This window comes from Streptomyces sp. NPDC060209 (genome assembly GCF_042728155.1).
In the GTDB taxonomy this organism is placed as follows: domain Bacteria; phylum Actinomycetota; class Actinomycetes; order Streptomycetales; family Streptomycetaceae; genus Streptomyces.
In genome coordinates this window covers 1-17,716 of the sequence record NZ_JBHWZS010000176.1, presented here as the reverse complement: position 1 = coordinate 17,716, position 17,716 = coordinate 1, and the positions used below count along the sequence as shown (strand labels likewise).

The window sequence follows — 17,716 nt, the reverse complement described above, 5'->3', positions numbered from 1 at the left end:
GTCCTCGAGCTCTCGGACGGGGGCCATCGCTCTGCCTGTACGGCTTTCGTCCCGGAGACCGGTCCGGCGGCGGGCGAGCGCCTCAGCTCTTGTCGTTGGACGGGCCGCCCACCTGGATGCCCGCCATCCGGGACCACTCGTAGGGGCCCGTGCGGACCTTCGCCGCGAACTCGCCGTCGAAATCCTCGTGGACCGTGATGCCCGCCTTCTGCGTGGCGCTCTCGGCGACGGCGTAGGAGGGCGCGACGAGGTCGCCCCAGCCGCCGTCCTCGCCGACCAGCACGATGCGGGTGCCCGTCTGCCCGAGGTGGGCGAGCTGCCCCTCGGCTCCGCCGTGCGCCTTGGCGAAGGCACCGATCTGCTTGGCGAGCTTCGCAGCCCTGCGCTCCGCGCGGGCCGCGTGCTTGTCGTCCGTCTGCTGGGTCTGAGGCTCTGCCGTCTCTGCCATGAACAGGATGCTACCGACGGGTAGATCAACTGGCGACGGGCGGGGGGGTGGCATCGGCCACGTCCCCCGCCCGTCGGCGGAGCTTCGGTGCGTGCGGGACTACCTCAGGAAGGGGTCCACCGCGACGGCGACGAAGAGGAGCGAGACATAGGTGATGGACCAGTGGAACAGCCGCATCTCCTTGAGCTTGGCGCCGGTGACGCCGCCCTTCGCCCGGTTCTGCAGACCGTGCGCCTCCCAGAGCCAGAATCCACCGGTCAGTACCGCCACCAGTGTGTAGAACCACCCGGTGTAGCCCAGCGGGGTCAGCAGCAGCGAGACGCCGACCATCACCCAGCTGTAGATGACGATCTGGCGGGCGACCACCTGGTTGGAGGCGACGACCGGGAGCATCGGGACGCCGACCCGGGCGTAGTCCTCCTTGACCTTCATCGACAGCGGCCAGTAGTGCGGCGGCGTCCAGAAGAAGATGACGGCGAAAAGAATGACCGCGGCCCAGCTCATCGAATTGGTCACGGCCGACCAGCCGATGAGCACCGGCATACAGCCGGCGATTCCGCCCCAGACGATGTTCTGCGAGGTACGGCGCTTCAGCAGCATCGTGTAGACGACGACGTAGAACAGAAGTGCGCCGAGTGAGAGAGCCGCGGAGAGCCAGTTGACGAGCAGTCCGAACCAGACCGTGGAAATCACCGCGAGGGCGATTCCGAAGGCAAGGCACTCCCTGGGGCTCACCATGCCGGTGACCAGCGGCCGCTGGGACGTACGGTCCATCAACGCGTCGATGTCGCGGTCGATATACATGTTGAGCGCATTGGCACCGCCCGCGGAGAGATATCCGCCGATGGTGGTGGTCACTACGAGCCAAAGATCGGGCACGCCCTGAGCGGCGAGGAACATCACCGGAACGGTGGTGATCAACAGCAGCTCGATGATGCGCGGCTTGGTAAGAGCCACGAATGCCTTGATGCGGGCCCCGAACGGGCGATGGCCCACTGGGCTCGGAGTCAAGGCGACCCCTGCGGGTCGGGACTCGACGGCCGTCACGCACACCCCTGACAGAGAAATCCCAGCAAGCTCCGGGCAGGAAGGCCCGGTAAAGACTTGCGCGAACCAGACCACTGTAGACGTTGGGCATACGCCGCTCTTCGCGGGGGTGGGGTCGTGTTGGGGTGGCGCAGAAGTGAACGACGGCGCTCATACGGGAGGCGAACTCCGCAGGTCGCCCGCACTGTGGAAAGGGCAGAAGTACGGCCTTGCGACGGGGGTAGGCTCGACAATGCCCGGTGCGGTAACCAGTCACCGGTTTACAAACAGTGGAGAGGAGCCCTGACTCAGGGTGAGCACCAAGCCGACCACCACAGACCTTCAGTGGACCGAATTGGACCAGCGGGCCGTGGACACCGTCCGCGTCCTCGCCGCGGACGCCGTACAGAAAGTCGGAAACGGCCACCCGGGCACGGCGATGAGCCTCGCTCCTGCGGCGTACACCCTCTTCCAGAAGGTGATGCGCCACGACCCGGCGGACGCGGACTGGACCGGACGCGACCGGTTCGTACTGTCCGCGGGCCACTCCAGCCTGACGCTGTACATCCAGCTCTACCTGGCCGGATACGGCCTGGAGCTGGACGACCTCAAGGCCTTCCGCACCTGGGGCTCCAAGACGCCCGGCCACCCGGAGTACGGCCACACCACCGGTGTCGAGACGACGACCGGCCCGCTGGGCCAGGGTGTCGCCAACGCCGTGGGTATGGCGATGGCCTCCCGCTACGAGCGCGGTCTCTTCGACCCGCAGGCGGCCGCCGGCACCTCCCCGTTCGACCACATGGTCTGGGTCGTCGCCGGTGACGGCTGCCTCCAGGAGGGCATCTCGGCCGAGGCGTCCTCGCTGGCCGGCCACCAGAAGCTCGGCAACCTGGTGCTGCTGTGGGACGACAACCACATCTCGATCGAGGGCGACACGGAGACCGCGGTCTCCGAGGACACCCTGAAGCGCTACGAGTCCTACGGCTGGCACGTCCAGCGTGTGGACCAGCTGCCCAGCGGTGACCTGGACCCCGAGGGTCTCTACCGCGCGCTGCAGGCCGCCAAGGCCGAGACGGAGCGCCCGTCGTTCATCGCGGCCCGCTCGATCATCGCGTGGCCCGCCCCGAACGCCCAGAACACCGAGGCCGCGCACGGCTCGGCGCTCGGCGACGACGAGATCGCGGCCACCAAGCGGGTGCTCGGCTTCGACCCGGAGAAGACCTTCGAGGTCTCCGACGAGGTCATCGCGCACACCCGTGAGGCGCTGGACCGCGGCCGTGAGGCCAAGGCCGAGTGGGAGAAGAGCTTCGCCGCGTGGCGCACCGCCAACCCGGAGCGCGCCGCCGACTTCGACCGGATCGCCGCGGGCGAGCTGCCCGCGGGCTGGGAGGACGAACTCCCCGTCTTCGAGGCCGGTCACGGCGTCGCCACCCGTGCCGCCTCCGGCAAGGTCCTGCAGGCGCTCGGCGGTGTCATCCCCGAGCTGTGGGGCGGCTCCGCCGACCTCGCGGGCTCGAACAACACCACGATCGACAAGACGTCGTCGTTCCTCCCGGTCGGCAACCCGCTGCCCGAGGCCGACCCGTACGGCCGGACGATCCACTTCGGCATCCGCGAGCACTCCATGGCCGCGGCCATGAACGGCATCGCGCTGCACGGCAACACCCGCATCTACGGCGGCACCTTCCTGGTGTTCTCCGACTACATGCGCAACGCCGTCCGGCTCTCCGCGCTGATGCACCTGCCGGTGACGTACGTGTGGACGCACGACTCGATCGGCCTCGGCGAGGACGGCCCGACGCACCAGCCGGTCGAGCACCTGGCCTCGCTGCGCGCCATCCCGGGCCTCAACGTCGTCCGTCCGGGCGACGCCAACGAGACTGCCATCGCCTGGCGCGAGATCCTCAAGCGCGGCAAGAAGGACTTCGGCAAGAGCGCCCCGCACGGTCTGGCGCTGACCCGCCAGGGTGTGCCCACCTACCCGGCGAACGAGAACGCGGCCAAGGGCGGCTACGTCCTCTTCGACGCCGAGGGCGGCGAGGCGCAGGCCGTTCTGATCGCCACGGGTTCCGAGGTCCATCTGGCCGTCGAGGCCCGCGACGAGCTGCAGGCGGCCGGTGTGCCGACCCGTGTGGTCTCGATGCCGTGTGTCGAGTGGTTCGAGGAGCAGGACCAGGCGTACAAGGACAGCGTGCTGCCGCCGTCCGTCAAGGCCCGGGTCGCCGTCGAAGCGGGCATCGGCCTCACCTGGCACCGGTACGTGGGCGACGCCGGCCGGATCGTCTCGCTGGAGCACTTCGGTGCGTCGGCGGACGCCAAGGTCCTCTTCCGCGAGTTCGGCTTCACCGCCGCGCACGTGGCGGAAGCCGCCCGGGAATCTCTCGCCTCCGCTGCGCGCTGACGCGGTTATACGACAAGTAGGAGATGCAATTCTCATGACAGACGCACTCAAGCGCCTCTCGGACGAGGGCGTGGCGATCTGGCTCGACGACCTGTCCCGCACACGGATCACCTCCGGCAACCTCGCCGAGCTGATCGACCAGAGTCACGTCGTGGGTGTCACGACCAACCCGTCGATCTTCCAGAAGGCGATCTCCCAGGGCCACGGTTACGACCAGCAGCTCACGGACCTCGCCACCCGCAAGGTCACGGTCGACGAGGCCATCCGCATGATCACGACGGCCGACGTCCGTGACGCCGCCGACATCCTGCGTCCGGTCTTCGACGCGACGGATGGCCAGGACGGTCGGGTCTCCATCGAGGTCGACCCGCGCCTGGCCCACAACACCCTGGCCACGGTCGCCGAGGCCAAGCAGCTGGCCTGGCTGGTGGACCGGCCGAACACGCTCATCAAGATCCCGGCGACGAAGGCCGGTCTGCCGGCCATCACCGAGACCATCGGGCGGGGCATCAGCGTCAACGTGACCCTGATCTTCTCGCTGGAGCGCTACCGCGAGGTCATGGACGCCTACCTGGCGGGCCTGGAGAAGGCGAAGGCCGCGGGCCTGGACCTCTCCAAGATCCACTCTGTGGCGTCCTTCTTCGTGTCCCGCGTGGACACCGAGATCGACAAGCGCCTGGACGCGGTCGGCAGCGACGAGGCGAAGGCCGCGAAGGGCAAGTCGGCACTCGCCAACGCCCGTCTGGCCTACGAGGCGTACGAGGAGGTCTTCGCGGGCGACCGCTGGGCCGCCCTGGACAAGGCGCAGGCCAACAAGCAGCGTCCGCTGTGGGCCTCCACCGGCGTGAAGGACCCGTCCCTCAAGGACACCCTGTACGTCGACGACCTGGTCGCGCCGAACACGGTCAACACCATGCCGGAGGCGACGCTCGACGCCGTGGCCGACCATGGGGAGATCACCGGCAACACCGTCGCCGGCGGCTACGACCAGGCCCGCGCGGACCTCGACACGATCAAGAGGCTCGGAGTCAGCTACGACGAGGTCGTCCAGCTGCTCGAGGACGAGGGCGTCGAGAAGTTCGAAGCCGCCTGGATCGACCTGCTCAACTCGACCGAGGCCGAGCTCAAGCGCCTCGCTCCTTCGGAGGGCTGACCACCTTGTCTGGTGTTCCCGGAGCCAACCCGCTCCGTGACGCTCAGGACCGACGGCTCCCGCGTATCGCGGGGCCGTCGGGCCTGGTGATCTTTGGCGTCACGGGCGATTTGTCCCGTAAAAAGCTGATGCCCGCCGTCTACGACCTGGCCAACCGCGGCCTGCTGCCACCGGGCTTCTCGCTCATCGGCTTCGCGCGCCGCGACTGGGAGGACGAGGACTTCGCCCAGGTCGTCCATGACGCCGTCAAAGAGCATTCCCGCACCCCGTTCCGCGAAGAGGTCTGGCAGCAGCTCAGCCAGGGCATGCGCTTCGTCCAGGGCAACTTCGACGACGACGACGCGTTCGAGACCCTCAGGGCCACGATCGAGGAACTCGACAAGGCGCAGGGCACGGGCGGCAACTTCGCCTTCTACCTCTCCGTGCCGCCGAAGTTCTTCCCCAAGGTCGTCCAGCAGCTCAAGAAGCACGGGCTGGCCGACCAGAAGGAAGGCAGCTGGCGACGGGCCGTCATCGAGAAGCCGTTCGGTCACGACCTGGAGAGCGCGCAGGAGCTGAACCAGCTCGTGCACGACGTGTTCCCGCCGAACGAGGTCTTCCGTATCGACCACTACCTCGGCAAGGAGACGGTCCAGAACATCCTGGCGCTGCGCTTCGCCAACACGATGTGGGAGCCGATCTGGAACAGGTCGTACGTCGACCACGTCCAGATCACGATGGCCGAGGACATCGGCATCGGCGGCCGGGCCGGTTACTACGACGGCATCGGCGCGGCCCGTGACGTCATCCAGAACCACCTGCTCCAGCTGCTGGCGCTGACGGCGATGGAGGAGCCCGGCTCCTTCCACCCCAAGGCTCTGGTCGCCGAGAAGCTGAAGGTGCTCACGGCGGTGGAGCTGCCCGAGGACCTGGGCAAGCACACGGTGCGCGGACAGTACACGCACGCGTGGCAGGGTGGCCAGGAGGTGCCCGGCTACCTCGAGGAAGACGGCATCGACCCCAAGTCGAAGACGGACACCTTCGCCGCGATCAAGCTGACGATCAACAACCGCCGCTGGGCCGGGGTGCCGTTCTATCTCCGTACCGGAAAGCGGCTCGGCCGCCGGGTCACCGAGATCGCGGTCGTCTTCAAGCGCGCCCCCTATCTGCCCTTCGAGTCCGGTGCGACGGAGGAGCTGGGCGGGAACGCCCTGGTCATCCGGGTGCAGCCGGACGAGGGGGTCACGGTCCGGTTCGGCTCCAAGGTGCCCGGCACGTCCATGGAGGTGCGGGACGTCACGATGGACTTCGCCTACGGCGAGTCCTTCACGGAGTCCAGCCCGGAGGCGTACGAGCGGCTCATCCTCGATGTCCTGCTCGGCGACGCCAACCTCTTCCCGCGCCACCAGGAGGTCGAGCTCTCCTGGAACATCCTCGACCCGATCGAGGAGTACTGGGACAAGCACGGCAAGCCCGCCCAGTACCCGTCCGGCACCTGGGGTCCGGCCGAGGCCGACGACATGCTCGCACGCGACGGACGGAGCTGGCGCCGGCCATGAAGATCGATCTCACGGAAACCACGTCCAGCAAGATCAACCAGGCCCTCATCTCGGCCCGCCGGTCCATCGGCTCCCCGGCCGTCGGCATGGTCCTCACCCTCGTCATCGTCACGGACGAGGAGAACGCCTACGACGCGCTCAAGGCGGCGAACGACTCCTCGCGCGAGCACCCCTCGCGGATCATCGTGGTGATCAAGAGGGTCAGCCGTTCACCGCGTGCGCGCCGCGACGCCCGGCTCGACGCCGAGATCCGCGTCGGTTCCGACGCCGGCTCGGGCGAGACCGTCGTCCTGCGCCTGCACGGCGAGCTGGCCAACCACGCCCAGTCGGTCGTCCTGCCGCTGCTGCTGCCGGACGCTCCGGTGGTGGCGTGGTGGCCCGAGGACGCTCCGGCGGATCCGGCCAAGGACCCGCTGGGCGCGCTCGCCCAGCGGCGTATCACCGACACCTACTCCGCCGAGCACCCGCTCGACGAGCTGTCGGTGCGTGCGGCGACGTACCGGCCGGGGGACACGGACCTGGCCTGGACACGCATCACGCCGTGGCGCTCGATGCTGGCGGCGGCACTCGACCAGCAGCCCGCGCAGGTCGTCTCGGCGACGGTCGACGGCGAGTCCGACAACCCGAGCTGCGAACTGCTGGCCATGTGGCTCGCGGACCGTCTCGGGGTCCCGGTGGAGCGCACCCTCTCCGGTGGTCCCGGTCTGACGGCCGTGCGGCTGGAGACCAAGAACGGCGTGATCGTTCTGGACCGGCCCGACGGCTCGCTGGCGACGCTCTGCATGGCCGGCCAGCCTGACCGTGCGGTCGCGCTGAAGCGGCGGGAGACCGCAGAGCTCCTCGCGGAGGAGCTGCGGCGTCTGGACCCGGACAACATCTACGAGTCCACGGTGAAGTTCGGCGTGGAGCGCCTCGGCGGGCCCACGGAGCCGTCGTCCGTCGGTTCGGGGCAGAAGCGGCCGGAGCCGGCTGGTACAGCCGCCCCCGCCGCGAAGAAGGCGGCGGCCAAGAAGGCGGCGTCGAAGTGAGTGCTCCGCAGCTCGTCGTGCACCGCGACAAGGAGCTGATGGCTCAGGCCGCGGCGGCCAGGCTGATCACGAAGATCGTGGACGCCCAGGCCGCCCGCGGTTACGCCTCGGTGGTCCTCACCGGCGGGCGTAACGGCAACGGCCTGCTGGCCGCGCTCGCCGGCTCTCCCGCCCGGGACGCGATCGACTGGTCGCGGCTCGATCTGTGGTGGGGCGACGAGCGGTTCCTGCCCGAGGGCGATCCGGAGCGCAATGTCACGCAGGCCCGCGAGGCCCTGCTGGACAAGGTGGAGCTGGACCCCTCCCGGGTCCACGCGATGCCGGCGTCCGACGGGCCGTACGGCGGGGACGCCGACTCCGCGGCCGCGGGGTACGCGGCGGAACTCGCCGCCGCGGCGGGCCCGGAGGACCACGGGCCCGTACCGACGTTCGACGTGCTGATGCTGGGCGTCGGCCCGGACACCCATGTCGCGTCGCTCTTCCCGGAGCTGCCCGCGGTGCGGGAGACCGAGCGCACCGTCGTCGGTGTGCACGGCGCTCCCAAGCCGCCGCCCACCCGCGTCTCGCTCACACTGCCCGCCATCCGCGCGGCGCGTGAGGTGTGGCTGCTGGCCGCGGGTGAGGACAAGGCGGAGGCGGCGGAGATCGCGCTGTCCGGGGCCGGGGAGATCCAGGCACCGGCGGCGGGGGCCTACGGCCGCAGCCGCACACTGTGGCTGCTGGACGCGGCGGCGGCCTCGAAGCTGCCGCGCGCCCTGTACCCGCCGGCGTCCGCGTAGCACGTCACGAAAAGGTCCGGGCGCGGACGGTCAGAGGACGATCTGGTCCGTTCCCTGCTCCAGCTTCGTGATCGCGGCCCGGCAGGCGCCGGCGAAGCGGTCGAAGACCTCGGTCGTGCTGCCGGCCCGGCCCGTACGGGTGTTGACCGTGAACATGGCAGCGCGCAGCTCCGTGGTGAGCTCCAGCTGACCGCCCATCGCGAGCATGGTGCGGTTGCACGGGTTGTCGGTGTTGACCCCGGCCAGGTCGGGCACCTCGTTGCCGTCCCGCCAGGCGATGCCGGCGGCGTCGAACTCGGCCTTGAGCAGGGTCTTGAAGCGGTTGTTCAGTCCCCCGACGACCACGGCCTGTGGGACGGTGCCCGCCTGCGCCGCCGTACAGCCGTGCAGGCTGAGGACGTTGAGGCTGCTCGCCGACATCGAGAGGGCGACGTGGTCGTCGCAGTTCTTGGCGGTGACGTGCAGGTCACGGTTGCCCGAGGAGCGCAGCCCCTCGAACATCCAGTAGTCGAACACCCCGTGGCCGTCGCCCAGCGGGGCGAGCGTGGCCGGGTGGTAGCCGGCTATGGCGAGGCAGAGTTCGGAGGTGCCGGTCTCGATACCGCCGCCGTGCATGGCCATGACGGTGGTCCGGTTGTACGGGTATCTCTGCGGGAGCGAGTGGTCGGCGTACTCGTGTCTCCGGTAGCGGCGGGCGAACTCGACGCCCTCCTGACCGGCGAGCTTCTTGTAGAGGTCCGTGTTGGAGGTGTAGATGTCCAGATCACCGGTGGCGTGGGCGGGGCCGGCGGTGAGCGAGCCGAGCAGCGGGCCGCTGACGGCGGCGGTGGCAAGGGCGGTGAGGACCGTACGACGGCTGGTGGGATTCATGATCAGCATCGTGGCGGACCTCGGCCCTTCTGAACAGCGGGCCTCCTGTGCCGTTGTCACCGACCGGGGTGTCCGGTGCGCTCCAGGAACGGCTCCAGCAGCCCCGGGACGGCGTCGGCGGCGAAGGCGAGGCCCTCGGACGCATCGGTGTCGTGCGCCGTGTAGGCGCCGCCTCCGGCGGCCGTCGTGGCGGTGACGCTCAGCAGCCCGGCCCGCCGCTGGAAGCAGGACTGCTTCACCGTCCAGCCGATCACACCCGCCCGTTGCAGAGCCGCCGTGGAACGCCGGACACTGCCGGAGCGGGTCACCAGGTAGCCGCCGCTGAGCGTGTGACCCAGCGAGCGGTACGCGTCGACGGCCAGGAGCACGGCGACGGGCACGAACACGGCCGTGCAGGCCAGCGCGGTCCACAGCAGTACGGGCGTCAGCAGGACGCCCAGGAGAACCTGCACCAGCACGGGCCCCAGGGCCACGGCCAGGGCGCGGCGCAGCCGCCGGCCGCGGGCCGCCCGTGGGTGCGCCGTGAGCGGAGCGCCCGTCGGGGTGGCTGTCTCGCGCAGCACCTCCGCGGCGATGGTGTCGGCAAGAGCGCGGGGCACGGCCGGCAACAGGGTGTCGTGGTCGGCGCTACGCTCCTCGTCCCTGGTCAGGCCGGTGGCGATCGCGTCGACCCGGGCGGCGCCCGCCAGCCGCACACCGAGGGGCTCCACCAGGTCCACCCCGCGCAGCCGCCGTTCCTCGACGGACAGGGAGCGCGAGGTGAACAGTCCGCGCCGCACCCGCAGGGTGCCGCCCGGTTCGCGCTCCAAGCGGTAGTTCCACCACATCTCGATCCACAGCCCGAGTGCTCCGATCACACCGGCGACCAGGGCCGCCACGACCAGGGCGACGATCGTCCAGACCAGCGGGGTGTCCCGGAAGCGGTCTGCGATCCAGTGGATCACCTCGGCCTGCGCCCCGACCCATTCGCTGATCTGCATCACACCGCCGGCCGCCGCTCCGCCCAGCATGGGTGCGACGAAGGAGACCGGGGCGTAGCGGATCCAGCGGACGTCGAGGGTGGCCAGCTCGCCCTCGCGGTGCGAGCCGGGGGCCGTGTCGGTCACACGGTCGAGGAGTTCGCGGCGCAGCCGCTCGCCCTCGGCCCTGCCGACCGGGTCGAGCTCCAGGGTGGACTCTCCGCCGGTGTGCTCGCCGGTGCCGATGCGGACCGAGACCAGCCCCAGGATCCGCAGCAGCGGGTGGGCGGTGAGGTCGACGCTCCGGATCCTCTCGCGGGCCAGCGAGCGGCGTTTCACCAGAAGGAGCCCGGTGTGCAGATCGACACGCTCGGTGCCGACCCGGTAGCGGGTGCGCCGCCACCGTACGTAGTCACCGGCGGCCGCGCAGCCGATCAGCAGGAGCGCTCCTGCCAGCCCCCAGCCGATGGCCCCCGCGTACCCGAGACGGCCGGACAGAGCGACCGTGACGGGGACGGCGGCGCCCGCCGCGACTCCCGCCGTGACCAGCGCGGTGACCAGAACCGTACGGGGATGGACCCGCCGCCAGTCGGCGCCGGTGTCGGCCGCCGTGCTCATGTGGCGTCCCCGGGCGTGTCCTGGGTTATGCGGGTCAGCCGCTCGGCGAGCTCGGCGGCGACCTCATGGGTCAGCCCCTCGATCTGTACGGCGCCCTTGGCGGAGGCGGTGGTGACGGTGACCGTGGCCAGCCCGAAGAGCTGTTCCAGCGGGCCCCGTACGGTGTCCACGGTCTGGATGCGGGACATCGGCGCGATCCGCCATTCCCGCAGGAAGACCCCGGTGCTCACGTAGACGGCCTCGTCGGTGACCTCCCAGCGGTGGGTGCGGAACCACCAGAAGGGGAAGAGGACGGCGCACAGCAGGCCGACGGCCGCGAGCACCGCGGCGGGCATCAGCAGCCAGAACCTGGCCGGAGCGATGAGCGCGCCCAGGATGCCCAGGACCGCCACCGGTGCCGCGGTCAGCAGCAGCCACTGGGCCCGCCACCAGCCGACGGCCCGTGGAGCCGGCGTGTTGCGCGGCGGCCTGAGCCGTATCGTCCCCTCCCCCGTGGTCATCGCTCAGCGACCCCGCAGCGAGCGGTACGTCGAGACGAGCGCGGCGGTGGAGCTGTCCAGCTGTTCGCCGCCGGTGCCCTCGGTCAGGACCGGCTCGATCTTCTTGGCGAGGACCTTGCCCAGCTCGACGCCCCACTGGTCGAAGGAGTCGATGTTCCAGACGGCACCCTGGACGAAGACCTTGTGCTCGTACAGCGCGATGAGCTGGCCGAGCACCGAGGGAGTGAGCCGCTCGGCGAGGATCGTGGTCGTCGGGTGGTTGCCGCGGAACGTCTTGTGCGGGACGAGCTCCTCCGCCGCGCCTTCCGCACGCACCTCGTCGGGCGTCTTGCCGAAGGCGAGTGCCTGCGTCTGGGCGAAGAAGTTGGCCATCAGCAGGTCGTGCTGGGCGATCAGCCCGGGCAGCAGGTCGTGGACCGGCGCGGCGAAGCCGATGAAGTCGGCCGGGATGACCTTCGTGCCCTGGTGGATCAGCTGGTAGTAGGCGTGCTGCCCGTTGGTGCCGGGGGTGCCCCAGACGACCGGTCCGGTCTGCCACTCGACCGGGTTGCCGTCCCTGTCGACGGACTTGCCGTTGGACTCCATGTCCAGCTGCTGCAAGTAGGCGGTGAACTTGGACAGATAGTGGCTGTACGGCAGGACCGCGTGGGACTGGGCGTCGAAGAACGCGCCGTACCAGACGCCCAGCAGGCCGAGCAGCAGCGGTGCGTTCTCCTCCGCGGGGGCGGTGCGGAAGTGCTCGTCGACGAGGTGGAAGCCGTCGAGCATCTCGCGGAACCGGTCCGGGCCGATGGCGATCATCAGCGAGAGGCCGATCGCCGAGTCGTAGGAGTAGCGGCCGCCGACCCAGTCCCAGAACTCGAACATGTTGGCCGTGTCGATGCCGAAGTCCGTGACCTTGTCGGCGTTGGTCGAGAGCGCCACAAAGTGCTTGGCGACGGCTTCCTGACCGGCCCTCAGCCCGGTGAGGAGCCAGTCACGGGCCGAGGTGGCGTTGGTGATGGTCTCGATCGTGGTGAAGGTCTTGGACGCGACGATGAACAGCGTCTCGGCCGGGTCCAGGTCGCGGACGGCCTCGTGGAGGTCGGCGCCGTCGACGTTCGACACGAAGCGGACGGTGAGCGAGCGGTCCGTGAAGGAGCGCAGCACCTCATAGGCCATGGCCGGTCCGAGGTCGGAGCCGCCGATGCCGATGTTCACGATGTTCTTCACCGGCTTACCGGTGTGACCGGTCCACTCCCCGGCCCTGACCCGGTCCGAGAAGGACGCCATCCTGTCGAGGACGGCGTGCACGGCCGGCACCACGTTCTCGCCGTCGACTTCGATCACGGCGTCGCGCGGGGCACGAAGCGCGGTGTGCAGGACGGCGCGGTCCTCGGTGGTGTTGATCTTCTCGCCGCGGAACATCGCGTCCCGCAGCCCGGCCACCCCGGTGGCGTCCGCGAGGTCACGCAGCAGACGGAGCGTCTCGTCGGTGACCAGGTGCTTGGAGTAGTCGATGTGGAGGTCGCCGACCCGGAGGGTGTACGCGGCCCCGCGGTCCGGCGCGTCCGCGAACAGCCGGCGCAGATGGGTGTCGCCGAACTCCTCACGGTGCTTGCCGAGAGCCGCCCACTCGGGCGTCTGATTGAGCTTGGTTCGGCTTTGTGCGTTCATCCCGGAAATCGCCCACTTCTACTCGTACCTGCAACCTTCCCCGCTGCCCCTCCAACCTAATTGATCTGGAGGGTGCGGCGGAGCAACGGCGGGCTACGGGGCGGCATACGGATTCCGGCCGGGCACCCAGGGGGTGGCCGGCCGGTGAACAACTTCTAGATCTCGCCGCGGAGTTTCGCGAGGGCTTCGGCGAGGATCGCCTCGCCGTCCGCGTCGCTGCGCCGCTCGCGTACGTACGCCAGGTGCGTCTTGTACGGCTCGGTGCGCGGCGGAGCCGGCGGGCTGTCCCGGTCCTGTCCGGCCGGGAAGCCGCAGCGCGGGCAGTCCCAGGTCTCCGGTACCTGCGCGTCATGGGCGAAGCTCGGCTGCGTCTCGTGCCCGTTCGAGCACCAGAAGGAGATGCGGAGGCGCGGCGCGGACTCGCCTCGCTCGGCCTCCCCCATCGGCCCCGCTCCGACCCGGCTTCCCCGGATCGCGTTGCCACTTGCCACGGTCGTAACTCCCTGCGTGATGGTGCTCGAAGATGCCCCAGTCTACGTAAGGCCCAACGCGCGTCCAGTGAAAGGAGTTACACCCTCACCGGGAATCGCGGACGACGGGTCAGCTGTCCAGCTTGATGAGCAGGGCGAGGACGACAATGCACGCGAACCAGCCCAGACCGACCACGACGGTGATGCGGTCGAGGTTCCGCTCGGCGACCGACGAGCCGCCCACGGACGACTGCATTCCACCACCGAACATGTCGGACAGGCCGCCGCCCTTTCCCTTGTGCATCAGCACCAGCAGCATCAGCAGCAGGCTGAAGACGATCAGGGCGATCTCGAACGCCAAAACCACGGCTGGTCCCTACTTTCCGGAATTCCTAGGACTGCATGTACGAACAGCGGGGGCCCGGGGGTATACCCCCCTCGGCCCCCGCAAGGGTACGACGGATCCGCGCTACCGCATACTCACTGGTCGCGGAAGCGGACGATCTTGACGAACTCGTCGGCGTCCAGTGCGGCGCCGCCGATGAGGGCACCGTCCACATCGGGCTGCGCCATGATGGCCGCCACATTGCCGGACTTCACCGAGCCGCCGTACTGGATACGGACGGCGTCGGCCAGCTCCTGCGAGTACAGCTCGGCGAGCCGGCGGCGGATCGCGCCGCAGACCTCCTGGGCGTCCTCGGGGGTGGCGACCTCGCCGGTCCCGATGGCCCAGACCGGCTCGTAGGCGATCACGATGGACTCGGCCTGCTCGGCAGGGATGTCCTTCAGCGCGCCGTCGAGCTGCACCAGCGTGTAGGACACCTGGTCACCGGCCTTGCGGATGTCCAGGCCCTCGCCGACACAGAGGATCGGGGTCAGGCCGTGCTTGTAGGCGGCCTTCACCTTGGCGTTGCAGATCTCGTCGTTCTCGCCGTGGTACTGGCGTCGCTCGCTGTGACCGACGGCGACGAAGGTGCACTTCAGCTTGGCGAGCATCGGGCCGGAGATCTCACCGGTGTACGCGCCGGAGTCATGCGCCGAGATGTCCTGGGCGCCGTACTTGATCTTCAGCTTGTCGCCGTCGACCAGCGTCTGCACGGAGCGCAGGTCGGTGAAGGGCGGCAGGACGGCGACCTCGACCGCGTCGTAGTCCTTGTCGGCCAGGGCGAAGGCGAGCTTCTGGACGTGGGCGATGGCCTCGAGGTGGTTGAGGTTCATCTTCCAGTTGCCCGCCATGAGCGGGGTGCGGGTGGTCATGAAAGGTCAGTCCTCCAGTGCGGCGAGGCCGGGAAGCGTCTTGCCCTCGAGGTATTCGAGGCTGGCGCCGCCACCGGTCGAGATGTGGCCGAATGCGTTCTCGTCGAAGCCCAGGATGCGGACGGCGGCCGCGGAGTCCCCGCCGCCGACGACGCTGAAGGCCTCGGAGTCGACGAGGGCCTGGGCGACCGCCCTGGTGCCCTCGGCGTAGTCGGGGTGCTCGAAGACGCCCATCGGACCGTTCCAGAAGACGGTGGCCGCGTCGGCGAGCTTCGAGGCGTAGAGCTTGTTGGTCTCCGGGCCGTTGTCCAGGCCCATCACACCGGCCGGGATGGCGTCCGTGGCAACCGTGCTGGGGTCGCTCGGGGCCTTGGTCTTGAGGTCCGGGAACTGCGCCGACACGACGACGTCGACGGGCAGCACGAACTCGACGCCCTTCTCCTCGGCACGCTTGAGGTAACCGAGCACAGCCGGAATCTGGTCCTCCTGGAGGAGGGAGCTGCCGACCTCGTGGCCCTGGGCCTTGAGGAAGGTGTAGGCCATGCCGCCGCCGATGAGGATGCGGTCGGCCTTCTCCAGGAGGTGGTCGATGACGCCGAGCTTGTCGGAGACCTTGGAGCCGCCGAGGACCACGGCGTAGGGGCGCGTGACGTCCTCGGTGAGCTTCTTGAGCACGCCGACCTCGGTGGCGATCAGGCTGCCGGCCGCGTGCGGCAGCCGGGCCGGGAGGTCGAAGACCGAGGCGTGCTTGCGGTGGACGGCGCCGAAGCCGTCACCCACGTACACATCGGCCAGCTCGGCGAGCTGGTCGGCGAAGGCACCGCGCTCGGCGTCGTCCTTGGACGTCTCACCGGCGTTGAAGCGGAGGTTCTCGATGACGGCCACCTGGCCGTCGGTGAGGGCGGCGACCGTCGCACGGGCGGACTCGCCGACGGTGTCGGTCGCGAAGGCGACCTCGGCACCGAGCAGCTCGCCCAGGCGCGCGGCGGCGGGCGCCAGCGAGAAGGCCGGGTCCGGGGCGCCCTTGGGGCGGCCGAGGTGCGAGGCGACGATGACCCGCGCACCTGCTGCGGCGAGCCCGGCGACCGTCGGCAGGACGGCGCGGATGCGGCCGTCGTCGGTGATCGTGGTGCCGTCCAGCGGCACGTTGAGGTCGGCGCGGACGAATACCCGCTTGCCCGCGACCCCTTCGGCGAGAAGTTCGTCGATCGTCTTCATCTGTTCCCATACTCCTTGGAAGGACTGATGAGCATGCGAGGGGGCTCGAACGGCGCCGCGTCGCGCCGTCCGAGCCCCTCACATCACACCTGGATGCCTGCCGATCCTAGGATCAGAGCTGGCCGCCGACGAAGACGGTCAGGTCGACGAGGCGGTTGGAGTAACCCCACTCGTTGTCGTACCAGCCGAGGATCTTCACCGAGTTGCCCTCCTGGACCATGGTCAGGGAGGAGTCGAAGGTGCAGGACGACGGGTCTCCGACGATGTCCGAGGACACGATCGGGTCCTCGGTGTAGGTCAGGAAGCCCTTGAGGTCGCCGTCGTCGGACGCCTTCTTGAACGCGGCGTTGACCTCGTCCTTGGTGACCTCGCGCTGCAGGGTCACGACGAGGTCGGTGGCGGAACCGGTCGGGACCGGGACGCGCATCGCGATGCCGTCGAGCTTGCCCTTGAGCTGCGGGAGGACCAGGGCGGTCGCCTTGGCGGCGCCCGTCGTGGTCGGGATGATGTTCTCGGCGGCGGCGCGGGCGCGGCGCAGGTCCGAGTGCGGGAAGTCCAGGATGCGCTGGTCGTTCGTGTACGCGTGGACCGTCGTCATCAGGCCCTTGACGATGCCGAAGTTCTCGTCGAGAACCTTGGCCATCGGCGCCACACAGTTGGTGGTGCAGGAGGCGTTGGAGATGACGTGGTGGTTGGCCGCGTCGTACTTGTCCTGGTTGACGCCCATCACGATCGTGATGTCCTCGTCCTTGGCCGGAGCCGAGATGAGGACCTTCTTGGCGCCACCGGCGATGTGCTTCGCGGCGTCGGCCTTCTTGGTGAAGATGCCGGTCGACTCGATGACGATGTCGACGCCCAGCTCACCCCAGGGGATGTCGGCCGGGTTGCGCTCGGAGAGCACCTTGATGGTGTGACCGTCGACGGTGATGGTGTCGGCGGTGTGGCTGACCTCTGCCTTGAGACGACCCAGAATGGTGTCGTACTTCAGCAGGTGAGCCGTGGTCGCAGTGTCACCCAGGTCGTTGACAGCCACGATCTCGATGTCCGCACCCTGCTCCAGCAGCGCGCGGAAGTAGTTACGACCGATGCGGCCAAAGCCGTTGATGCCTACGCGGATCGTCACGAACCGATCTCCTCGTTAGGAACGCCGGTTTCGATGCCGGCGAGTTTTATAGGGATGTCCCCGACCGCCTCCGACCCTACCTCTCCGAAGCCTCCGGAGTGACATCGAGAGCAGCGGTGCGAAGAGGGATCTCCTTACTCCCGAGTAGGAGTACGCGATTCCGGCCACGGACGGCAGTGGCGGGAACCGCCGCCTGCCGCACGGTCACGAAGCGTCAACACCCGCCGCAGCCGGTCCCCTTGCGGCGGGAGGGCGGGCGACGGCGGGCACCGGCACGGAATCACCGGGAGTCACTGACGTGGACTCAGCCGCGGCGGGCCCACCGGCAGCCGACGGCGACAAAGGGGCCCGGGGCGCACTTCCGGAATGCACCCGCCGACACTCTGCTCAATTGTGCGGAGTGGTACTCATTCGATGAAAGTACCGACCGCCTGCACACTTTCGGGGTACCCGGCCGGCGGAACTGCGGAAGTCGCCCGCTCAAACGTGCGGGGCAGTACTCATATCAATCGCACGGGGCGGCACTCACGCCATTCCGAAAATGCTCTCCGCCAAATTTCGGAATGGATCCCGCCCCCGCCCGGCCGGAAATAGCCGCCGGCATCCACCTGCCGGGGCCCCGGCCACCCCTTCCGGGTCCCGGCGCAGGACTGCCCCGGCCGCCCCAGGAGG

Annotated in this window: 16 protein-coding genes; 5 read left to right on the top strand and 11 right to left on the bottom strand. The window is 69.3% G+C overall.

Annotated elements, in window-relative coordinates; genetic code table 11:
• Positions 1-82 precede the first annotated feature (82 nt).
• Together ACFWFI_RS27890 and ACFWFI_RS27885 are read right to left on the bottom strand one after the other, a co-directional pair.
• Entirely contained in the window at positions 83-448 is a 366-nt protein-coding gene (locus ACFWFI_RS27890) for a hypothetical protein (RefSeq protein ID WP_387395208.1), read from the bottom strand.
• Between the two features lie 99 nt (positions 449-547).
• On the bottom strand, positions 548-1,501 hold the full coding sequence (locus tag ACFWFI_RS27885) for a heme o synthase (RefSeq protein ID WP_387395206.1): 954 nt from the start codon (positions 1,499-1,501) through the stop codon (positions 548-550).
• A gap of 286 nt (positions 1,502-1,787) precedes the next feature.
• Between ACFWFI_RS27885 and tkt the strand changes: the two genes are divergently transcribed.
• The 5 genes from tkt to pgl are packed head-to-tail and all read left to right on the top strand — an operon-like array spanning position 1,788 to position 8,373.
• The gene (gene tkt, locus ACFWFI_RS27880) at positions 1,788-3,875 is read left to right on the top strand and encodes a transketolase (RefSeq protein ID WP_387395205.1); all 2,088 of its coding nucleotides are present in this window, start codon (positions 1,788-1,790) and stop codon (positions 3,873-3,875) included.
• A gap of 34 nt (positions 3,876-3,909) precedes the next feature.
• Positions 3,910-5,028 (top strand): transaldolase, encoded by a 1,119-nt coding sequence (gene tal, locus ACFWFI_RS27875; RefSeq protein ID WP_387395203.1) that lies wholly within the window; start codon positions 3,910-3,912, stop codon positions 5,026-5,028.
• Positions 5,029-5,033: 5 nt separating this feature from the next.
• A complete protein-coding gene (gene zwf, locus ACFWFI_RS27870) occupies positions 5,034-6,566 on the top strand; it encodes a glucose-6-phosphate dehydrogenase (RefSeq protein ID WP_387395202.1) in 1,533 nt (510 codons plus the stop codon).
• Complete coding sequence (gene opcA, locus ACFWFI_RS27865) at positions 6,563-7,594, top strand: glucose-6-phosphate dehydrogenase assembly protein OpcA (RefSeq protein ID WP_387395200.1); 1,032 nt, start codon at positions 6,563-6,565, stop codon at positions 7,592-7,594. The genes zwf and opcA overlap by 4 nt, the downstream gene beginning before the upstream one ends.
• Positions 7,591-8,373, top strand: a complete 783-nt coding sequence (gene pgl / locus ACFWFI_RS27860; RefSeq protein WP_387395198.1) for a 6-phosphogluconolactonase — start codon at positions 7,591-7,593, stop codon at positions 8,371-8,373. Before opcA ends, pgl begins: the two co-directional genes overlap by 4 nt.
• Before the next feature lie 30 nt (positions 8,374-8,403).
• Here pgl and ACFWFI_RS27855 read toward each other — a convergent pair whose 3' ends face one another.
• From ACFWFI_RS27855 to gap, 9 genes are all read right to left on the bottom strand, one after another.
• Entirely contained in the window at positions 8,404-9,243 is an 840-nt protein-coding gene (locus ACFWFI_RS27855) for a poly-gamma-glutamate hydrolase family protein (RefSeq protein WP_387395196.1), read from the bottom strand.
• Positions 9,244-9,299: 56 nt separating this feature from the next.
• On the bottom strand, positions 9,300-10,820 hold the full coding sequence (locus ACFWFI_RS27850; protein ID WP_387395194.1) for a PH domain-containing protein: 1,521 nt from the start codon (positions 10,818-10,820) through the stop codon (positions 9,300-9,302).
• A complete protein-coding gene (locus tag ACFWFI_RS27845; RefSeq protein ID WP_387395192.1) occupies positions 10,817-11,320 on the bottom strand; it encodes a PH domain-containing protein in 504 nt (167 codons plus the stop codon). Before ACFWFI_RS27845 ends, ACFWFI_RS27850 begins: the two co-directional genes overlap by 4 nt.
• A 3-nt stretch (positions 11,321-11,323) precedes the next feature.
• Positions 11,324-12,976 carry a glucose-6-phosphate isomerase gene (pgi, locus tag ACFWFI_RS27840; RefSeq protein ID WP_387395190.1) on the bottom strand — a complete coding sequence of 551 codons (1,653 nt, stop codon included), beginning with the start codon at positions 12,974-12,976 and terminating at the stop codon, positions 11,324-11,326.
• A gap of 155 nt (positions 12,977-13,131) precedes the next feature.
• A complete protein-coding gene (locus ACFWFI_RS27835) occupies positions 13,132-13,467 on the bottom strand; it encodes an RNA polymerase-binding protein RbpA (RefSeq protein WP_078598194.1) in 336 nt (111 codons plus the stop codon).
• A 109-nt stretch (positions 13,468-13,576) separates the two neighbouring features.
• Positions 13,577-13,813: a preprotein translocase subunit SecG gene (gene secG, locus ACFWFI_RS27830; RefSeq protein WP_031094498.1), complete on the bottom strand. Its 237-nt coding sequence runs from the start codon at positions 13,811-13,813 to the stop codon at positions 13,577-13,579.
• A gap of 113 nt (positions 13,814-13,926) precedes the next feature.
• Entirely contained in the window at positions 13,927-14,703 is a 777-nt protein-coding gene (gene tpiA / locus ACFWFI_RS27825; RefSeq protein WP_387395188.1) for a triose-phosphate isomerase, read from the bottom strand.
• Positions 14,704-14,709: 6 nt separating this feature from the next.
• Positions 14,710-15,921: a phosphoglycerate kinase gene (locus ACFWFI_RS27820; RefSeq protein WP_387395187.1), complete on the bottom strand. Its 1,212-nt coding sequence runs from the start codon at positions 15,919-15,921 to the stop codon at positions 14,710-14,712.
• Between the two features lie 112 nt (positions 15,922-16,033).
• Entirely contained in the window at positions 16,034-17,044 is a 1,011-nt protein-coding gene (gene gap / locus ACFWFI_RS27815) for a type I glyceraldehyde-3-phosphate dehydrogenase (RefSeq protein ID WP_329227566.1), read from the bottom strand.
• Positions 17,045-17,716: the final 672 nt, after the last annotated feature.